Here is a 7,007-nt window from a genome sequence, read left to right as displayed (position 1 = left end):
GCACGGTCGAAATGCCTTCGGGCAGTTTGCAAATCACCCATCACAACCCCCAGCCCGACCACCGGGCTCGCAACATCGCCATCGGATTCCTGGGGACCGTGGCCGCCGGGGTGCTCGTGTTCGCGATCGCGGCACGATTGCGGAGGGCCCGATGAGACCCGACCTGACCGGGTTCAGCCGCGGCAGTAACCGCCGGGTCGTCGGCGTGTGGGTGGTGTTCGTCCTCGCATTGGCGAGCTGGCTTGTGGGCGGTTACATCGGCGCCGCCGTCGCCGTGGTGGTGGGGTTGGCGCTGGTCTTCGTGCGCTGGTGGGGTCAGCCGGCGTGGTCGTGGGGCGTGCTGTGGCGGCGCGGCCGGCGTCCACTCGACTGGGCCGCTCCGATCACCGTGGCCAACAACCGATCCGGTGGCGGCGTCCGCATTCAAGACGGCGTCGCGGTGGTCGCCGTGCAGCTGCTCGGCAGGGGACACCGAGCCACCATGGTCACCGGTTCGGTGACCGTCGAGACCGAAAACGTCTTGGACATCGTCGAATTGGTGCCGATGCTGCACCAGGCCCTGGGACTACAGCTCGATTCGATCAGCGTCGTCACCATCGGTTCCCGGCACGGCACCATCGGGGACTTTCCGCGGGTGTACGACTCGGAGATCGGAACGCCGCCCTACGCGGGCCGGCGTGAGACGTGGCTGATCATGCGGCTGGCGGTGATCGACAACGCCCAAGCCCTGTTGTGGCGCACGACCGTTGGCGCGGCGGCCATTTCGGTCGCACAACGCATCGCCGGGCTGCTGCGTTGCCAGGGATTGCGGGCCAAGGTGGCCAACGCCACCGACCTCGTCGAGCTCGATCGCCGGCTCGGGTGGGACGCGGTCTCGGGAACCGCGCAGCGGTGGAAAGCCATACGTGGTGAAGCGGGCTGGATGACCACCTATGCGTATCCGGCCGAGGCGATCACGTCGCGCAACCTCTCGCAGGCGTGGACGCTGCGCGCCGACGAGGTCATCCAGAACGTGACGGTCTATCCGGACGCCAAATGCACCGCAACCATCACCGTGCGCACGCCGACGCCGGCCCCGACGCCACCCAGTGTGATCCTGCGCCGGCTGAACGGCGAGCAGGCAGCGGCGGCGGCCGCCAACATGTGCGGCCCCCGTCCGCACCTGCGTGGAATGCGGCGCAGCCCGCTGCCGGCAGAGCTGGTCACCGAGATCGGACCGTCGGGCGTCCTGATCGGCAAACTCAGCAACGGTGACCGGCTGCTGATGCCCGTGACCGATGCCGGCGAGTTGTCTCGCGTGTTCGTCGCCGCCGACGACCCGATCGCCAAGCGGATCGTGATCCGCACCGCCGGTGCCGGTGAGCGGGTGTGCGTGCACACCCGCGACATGTCACGCTGGGTCAGCGTGCGCATGCCCGAGATCAGCGTCGTGAGCAGCCCGCGCCCCGCACCGCGCACCACCGTGAGCGTTGTCGAGTACGCCGGGCGGCGGGGGAACAGCGCTGGTGCGCCCGACGGCGGCGGTATCGAGGCTGCGATCTCACCCACTCCGCGACCCGCGACCGTGATCACGATCGCACCCGCGGACGCCAAACTCTCCGAGGGCCATCGGCACGGCTTCGAGGTGATCATCGAGCAGATCGGCCCGGCGGTGGTGAACGTCAGTGCAGCAGGGAAGAGTTGGCTCGTTGAGATGGACATGTTCCGCGCCGAGAACCGCTACGTCAGTCTTGAGCCGGTAAGCATGTCGGTCGGCATGTAGGTCAGTACACGAGTTTGAGGCACAGTGTGATGAGCGCACCTGGCGGTTGCGGCGACAGCTCGAATCGGCTGAAGGCGGCTGCCCGCAACCCCGGCGGCCATAACCGCGGTGCTCGGGATGGGGGTTGTGATGGGTGATTTGCAAACTGCCCGAAGGCATTTCGACCGTGCGATGGCGATCAAGAGCAGGCAGGGCCGGGCGGCGGCGTTGTCCGAGTTCGCGGCCGCCACCGACGCCGACTCGTCGATGGCCGACGCGTGGCTGGGGCGCATCGCATGCGGCGACAGCGACCTGGCGTCGTTGCGACAGCTCTATGCCACCAGCGAATGGCTGCACCGCGAGACCACCCGGATCGGACAGACGCTGGCCGCGGAGATCCAGCTGGGTCCCTATATCGGCATTACCGTCACCGACGCATCACAGGTCGGGCTGGCGCTGGCGTCCGCGTTGACGATCGCCGGGGAGTACGCCGAAGCCGACAGGCTGCTGGCCAACCGCGACCTGCTGGATTCCTGGACGAACTACCAATGGCACCAGCTCGCCCGGACGTTCTTGATGTACCGCACGCAACGCTGGCCGGACGTGCTGTTGGCGGCCGCCGATGAGTTGCCCGCGCAGGCCATCGTCATGTCGGCTGTGACAGCATCGATTTGCGCATTGGCCGCCCACGCCGCCGCCCACCTCGGACAGGGCAGGGTTGCCCTGGACTGGCTGGACCGCGTCGACGTGATCGGGCACACCCAGTCATCGTCACGCTTCGACGCCGATGTGCTGACGGCGTCGATCGGCCCCGCCGACATTCCGCTACTGGTCGCCGATCTGGCCTATGTGCGCGGGATGGTGCACCGCCAGCTGCGCGAGGAGGACAAGGCCCAGGTCTGGCTGTCCAAGGCCACCATCAACGGGGTGCTGACCGAGGCGGCCAAAGAGGCCTTGGCCGACCCGAACCTGCACCTGGTCGTGACGGACGAACAAACCATCGACAGCCGCACCGACCGATGGGACGCCTCGTCGGCAAAGAGCCGCGACGAGCTCGATGACGACGCCGCCGTTGATCGTCGCGCCGAGCTGCTGGCCGAGGGACGCAAGCTGCTGGCCAAACAGGTGGGGCTGGCTGCGGTCAAGCAAGCGGTCGCCGCGCTGGAAGATCAACTCGAAGTGCGAACGATGCGGCTCGAGCACGGCCTGCCGGTCGAGGGTCAGACCAACCACATGCTGCTGGTCGGGCCGCCCGGTACCGGTAAAACGACCACCGCCGAGGCGCTGGGCAAGATCTACGCCGGCATGGGCATCGTGCGACACCCCGAGATCCGGGAGGTGCGCCGTTCCGACTTCTGCGGCCACTTCATCGGCGAGTCGGGACCCAAAACCAACGATCTGATCGAAAAGTCGCTTGGGCGAATCATTTTCATGGACGAGTTCTACTCGCTGATCGAACGCCATCAGGACGGCACACCCGACATGATCGGCATGGAGGCCGTGAACCAGCTCCTCGTCGCTTTGGAAGCGCATCGATTCGACTTCTGTTTCATCGGGGCGGGCTATGAAGATCAAGTGGACGCTTTCCTCACCGTGAACCCGGGTTTGGCCGGCCGGTTCAACCGCAAGCTGCGTTTCGAGTCCTATTCGCCGGCAGAGATTGTCGAGATCGCGCAACGCTACGCCACGCCGCGCGCCAGTCTGCTTGACGACGGCGCACGTGAGTCGTTTTTGGACGCCGCGACGACCATCCGCAACTACACCACTCCCGGCGGGCGCCACGGCATCGACGCCATGCAGAACGGTCGGTTCGCCCGCAACGTCGTCGAACGCGCCGAGGGCTTTCGTGACACCCGAGTGGTGGCGCAAAAGCGTGCGGGTCAACCGGTGACGGTCGAGGATCTGCAGATCATCACCGCGGCCGACATTCAGGCCGCGGTGCACAGCGTGTGTTCAGACAACCGCGACATGGCGGCCATCGTCTGGTGACGTTGCGCGATCGGGCGTTACGCCGGCTCGAAGCGGAAAACGGCTAACCGGCCCGCCAGCGCTTCGAACTCGTCAGCCGTTCCGTCGTGCACCATCCCCGACCGTTTCGCAAAGGCCACACCGACGGGGACTTCGGTGGGGAATGCCCGCAACACCGGCCGGGCCTCTCCGGCGGAGAGTTCGACGATCCGCACGGAGCGCGACCGCCGCCCCCGGCTCAGGGTGCCGATGCCCGCGGCCCGGGCATTCGCCGCCCAGTCGGCGCCGGGATAGCCGGCAACCACGTAGAGGCCGCCCTGAAAGTTGAAGGGCGTCATCGGGGTGCTGCGTGGTTGGCCCGACTTGCGGCCCGGCACGGTGAGGACCATGGCGGGACCGGTCGGGATGCCGAGTCGCTGGACCGCCATCATGAACTTGTTCATCGGCTTGAGGTAGCGCGGGGGACGTGGATCGGTCATCTCAGATTCCTGCTTTCTCGTTGCTGAACATCTCACGGTGTTCGGAAACCCACTGTGCGAATGGGACTGCCGGCCGGCCGAGGACCTTCTCAACGTCGTGGGTGACCAGCACGGGGTTGTCGAGCGTCTCGGCCTGCATGGCGATGTAGGCGTCGGCGAAATCGGCGCCGAAGCCCAAACCGATGAATCGTTGACGCACAGCTTCAGCGGGGATCTCGCGGTACTGCAGCGGCCGACCCAGGACGGCACCGATGACCTCGACCAGCTCCGCATTGGTGAATGCCTGCGGACCGGTCAGTGGGATCCGTTGTCCGACAAGCTCATCGGTGAGCAATGCGCGCGCCGCGACGCCCGAGATGTCCGTCTCGACGATCGGTGCCGCCGATGCCGCGGCGTATGGCCCGGCGACCACGTCGCCGGCGCGGATCTGGGCGGACCACATGCCGGCAAAGTTGGTCGCAAACACGGTGGGCCGCAGGCTCACCCAGGCCAGACCGGAGTTGACCGCGAGTTGTTCGACCTCCCTGTTGCGGTCCCCGCGGAACCGGGACGGCTGCCGGGTGTCGTCGTCGTCGGCATTGATCGCCGACAGCGCGACGAGTTTGGCGACGCCGGCGCTCCCGCACTCGGCCACCGCGTCTTCCAATTGCCCGCCCAAAGCCCGCGAATTCAAAAATACCGCTGAGGCACCCGGTAGCGCGTCGGCGGCCGAACCGAACACCTCCACCTCCGGCGGAAACCCGGCCGGCTGCGGTTGCCGGCTGACCGCGCGCACGTGGGCTCCCGCGGCGAGCAGTTCGGTGACGAGTGGGCGTCCGACATTGCCGGTTGCGCCGGTGACGACGATGGTCATGGGATGGTTCCTTCCGTGAACTTCTTGCACTGCTGAAACGACGGGGCAAAAGGTGGGAAAGTTACATCCGAGAACTTGTAACTTTTTGCCGCAGCAGATCGTCGAAGGGTCATGAACCAGTCGCAGTCAGCCGCAGCGCAGGTCAGCGAGGCCTGGCGTCGCCACCGCCCGTATCTGGTCAACCTCGCCTATCAGATGCTGGGAGACATCGGCGAGGCCGAAGACATTGCGCAAGAGGCCTTTCTGCGGTTCTCTCGTGCCGACATGAGCGCGATCGAGGACGCCCGCGGCTGGTTGACCGTGGTGGCGAGCCGCCTGTGCCTCGACCAGGTGCGCTCGGCTCGCGCCCGCTACGAACGCCCTGGCGGCATCGAAGAGCAACCGGCGCCGGGCCGCTTCGACCCGGCCGACCGGGTCACCCTCGACGACGAGATCCGCACCGCACTGCTGGAAGTCTTACGCAGGCTCGGCCCCGGTGAGCGGGTCGCCTTCGTGCTGCACGACGTGTTCGGCGTCCCCTTCGACTCGATCTCGCAAACCGTGGGGCGCCCGGTCGGTACGTGCCGTCAGCTGGCGCGGCGGGCACGCGCGAAAATCCATGCGGCACAACCGAAGCTCAGTGACGTCGGACCGGCCGAGCACCTGTTGGTCACCGAGAGGTTCATCACCGCGTGCGCCAACGGCGATCTCGAAGCGTTGGCCGCCGTCCTGGATCCGACGGTGTGGGGCGTGGGCACGATCCTGGCGGACCCGGCACCGCCACCACAGGTCAACCACGGGCCCGATGCGGTGGCCACCAACCTGCTGCGCTACCTGTGGCCGGACGTGACCCTGGTCAGCGCCGCCGTCGGGGGACCGGTGTTGCTGGCCTTCAGCGAGCGCCGCCTGTTCGCGGTCATCGTGCTGACCATCCGCGCGTCGCGGGTGATGAAGATCGAGGCGATCGCCGACCCGTCGGCGCGGGCTTAGTTCTGCGTGTTCGTGGGTCGCCGGTCTCCGGCACCGTCGGGACGCGTCGAGAAGTAGCCGGCGATCGTCGCGGTGACTTCGAGGAATTTGCGCCGCGTGGCCGGGGCCATCTCGTGGCTCACGTCGATGACGCCGCCGGGCCGCAGGTGCGGGTCGAAGGGCACTTCGATCACCGGCCGGCCGTGATCGGTGAACTCGCGAGCGAGCAGCGCCCGGGTGCGCTTGTCGGCGTGTCCGTCCGAATCGTTGAGCACCACGATGCTGTGACGCAGCAGCGTGGTTAAGCCCTGATCGGCGAGCCACTCCATGGTCCGCGCGGCGGCGGATGCGCCGTCGGCCCAGGGCGAGGACACCACGATCAGCGCGTCCAGGTCACGCAGGACTTCCTGGGTGAGCGGCGCGTCCATCGTCGAACCGCAGTCGATGACCGAGATTGTGAAGTGGCGGTCCAGTCGTAGCGCGGCTTCGCGGTAGATCGCCGGATCGAGCACTCGGCGCGGGCCCGAGGCCGGTTCACCGGCGAGCACATGAAGGCCCGCCGAATTACGGCCCAGCCGCGCCACCACATCGTCGAAGGACCGTAGGTTCTTGTCGGCGGTGAGCTCCCAGAAGGAGGCCGTCGACACCGGATCGATCCGGCTGCTGAGCCGGCCGAAAGCCGTGTCGGCGTCGATCGCCACGACGTGGTCTTGCCGGCGGAGTGTGGCGAACAGCGAGCCCACGCTCGCGGCCACCGACGTCTTCCCCACGCCGCCCTTGCCCAGCACGCCGACCTTGTAGTTGCCGTACAGGCGGGTCCGGATGGCCGCTTCGAACTGGGCCTCCTGCTGCTGGGCGGGCGACGGACCCAGGTTGATCAGACCGAAGGTGAGCAGCCGCAAGACGCGTCGCCAACCTCGGTCGGGCAGCTCACCACCCTGTGAGGGGCCGGTGTGGGGCGTCTGGGGCGGCGCCGCACCAGGAACGGGATGGTTCGGCTGCGGTGGCGACATCGCGG

7 protein-coding genes are annotated in these 7,007 nt (G+C 67.4%); 4 read left to right on the top strand and 3 right to left on the bottom strand.

The window, feature by feature from the left end; all coding sequences use genetic code 11:
* From A5782_RS26895 to eccA2, 3 genes are all read left to right on the top strand, one after another.
* Positions 1–155: hypothetical protein (locus A5782_RS26895; RefSeq protein WP_231986725.1), on the top strand; the 155-nt coding region annotated here is incomplete at its 5' end.
* Complete coding sequence (gene eccE, locus A5782_RS18760) at positions 152–1,762, top strand: type VII secretion protein EccE (protein ID WP_067103378.1); 1,611 nt, start codon at positions 152–154, stop codon at positions 1,760–1,762. The genes A5782_RS26895 and eccE, both read left to right, overlap by 4 nt.
* A 117-nt stretch (positions 1,763–1,879) precedes the next feature.
* On the top strand, positions 1,880–3,730 hold the full coding sequence (gene eccA2, locus A5782_RS18755) for a type VII secretion system ESX-2 AAA family ATPase EccA2 (protein WP_067103376.1): 1,851 nt from the start codon (positions 1,880–1,882) through the stop codon (positions 3,728–3,730).
* 17 nt (positions 3,731–3,747) lie between these two features.
* Here the strand turns inward: eccA2 and A5782_RS18750 are convergent, their stop codons facing one another.
* Complete coding sequence (locus tag A5782_RS18750) at positions 3,748–4,188, bottom strand: nitroreductase family deazaflavin-dependent oxidoreductase (RefSeq protein ID WP_067103374.1); 441 nt, start codon at positions 4,186–4,188, stop codon at positions 3,748–3,750.
* Position 4,189: 1 nt separating this feature from the next.
* On the bottom strand, positions 4,190–5,041 hold the full coding sequence (locus A5782_RS18745) for an NAD(P)H-binding protein (protein WP_067103372.1): 852 nt from the start codon (positions 5,039–5,041) through the stop codon (positions 4,190–4,192).
* A 111-nt stretch (positions 5,042–5,152) separates the two neighbouring features.
* On the opposite strand from A5782_RS18745, the gene sigI reads away from it, so the two are divergent.
* Entirely contained in the window at positions 5,153–6,010 is an 858-nt protein-coding gene (gene sigI, locus A5782_RS18740) for an RNA polymerase sigma factor SigI (RefSeq protein ID WP_067103370.1), read from the top strand.
* On the opposite strand, the gene A5782_RS18735 is transcribed toward sigI, so the two are convergent.
* A partial coding sequence (locus tag A5782_RS18735) for a MinD/ParA family protein (protein ID WP_369815650.1) occupies positions 6,007–7,007 on the bottom strand: 1,001 nt, incomplete at its 5' end. The two genes, sigI and A5782_RS18735, sit on opposite strands and share 4 nt — an antisense overlap.

This window comes from Mycobacterium sp. 852002-40037_SCH5390672 (assembly GCF_001665875.1).
Taxonomy (GTDB): domain Bacteria; phylum Actinomycetota; class Actinomycetes; order Mycobacteriales; family Mycobacteriaceae; genus Mycobacterium.
The sequence above is the reverse complement of the archived record's forward strand: the minus strand, read 5'-3'. Positions and strand labels throughout refer to the sequence as shown.

Coding starts and splice junctions, on each gene's coding strand:
- eccE (WP_067103378.1), top strand. CDS start 152: ATGAGACCCGACCTGACCGGGTTCAGCCGCGGCAGTAACCGCCGGGTC.
- eccA2 (WP_067103376.1), top strand. CDS start 1,880: ATGGGGGTTGTGATGGGTGATTTGCAAACTGCCCGAAGGCATTTCGAC.
- A5782_RS18750 (WP_067103374.1), bottom strand. CDS start 4,188: ATGACCGATCCACGTCCCCCGCGCTACCTCAAGCCGATGAACAAGTTC.
- A5782_RS18745 (WP_067103372.1), bottom strand. CDS start 5,041: ATGACCATCGTCGTCACCGGCGCAACCGGCAATGTCGGACGCCCACTC.
- sigI (WP_067103370.1), top strand. CDS start 5,153: ATGAACCAGTCGCAGTCAGCCGCAGCGCAGGTCAGCGAGGCCTGGCGT.